This is a genomic window from Rossellomorea vietnamensis NBRC 101237 (assembly GCF_001591825.1).
Taxonomy (GTDB): domain Bacteria; phylum Bacillota; class Bacilli; order Bacillales; family Bacillaceae_B; genus Rossellomorea; species Rossellomorea vietnamensis.
On the sequence record NZ_BCVQ01000118.1, the window covers coordinates 1 to 545 of the forward strand.

Consider the following 545-nt stretch of genomic DNA (forward strand, 5'->3'; position numbering starts at 1 on the left):
TATTAGTTTCTCTTCAACTAATTGGCAACGGAATTGGACGAAACATTCGCGAATGACTTCTTTCACTTCTGGTTGAACACGGAATCGGTTGATGGTGCGATAACTTGGTTCATACCCTTGTGCTAGCCACATCATACGAATACTGTCTTTTAAGAGTGCTTCGATTTTGCGCCCTGAAAAGACCGATTGTGAATAAGCACATAAGATAATCTTAAGCATCATGCGAGGGTGGTAGGCTGGACATCCATCATTTCGAAGAAATGGTTCGAACACTTTGTGAGGGATACTTTCCACTAAATGATGGACATGGAAGGCAATATCATTTTCTTGTAATTTCATTTCTAAATCTAAAGGCAAAACGATTTGATTCATGGTATAATCTTTAAACATAAGGACCCTTCTTTCCGATGAGATTTTGTGTGGTAACTTTATTTTATCAGAAGAGGTCCTTATTTCTATTTAAAAATAATCAAAGCCGGTGAAATTTTACTTGTTGTAAAATCTCACCGGCTTTTTCATTTCAGAGGAGGGTTTTGTCCCAGCCT

The 545-nt window shown here is 37.8% G+C and carries 1 protein-coding gene; it reads right to left on the minus strand.

The features are described 5' to 3' along the window. Positions 1 to 390, minus strand: a 390-nt coding sequence (locus tag BVI01S_RS21915) for a transposase (RefSeq protein WP_167562139.1), incomplete at its 3' end; no start/stop codon positions are given. Between the last annotated feature and the right edge of the window lie 155 nt (positions 391 to 545).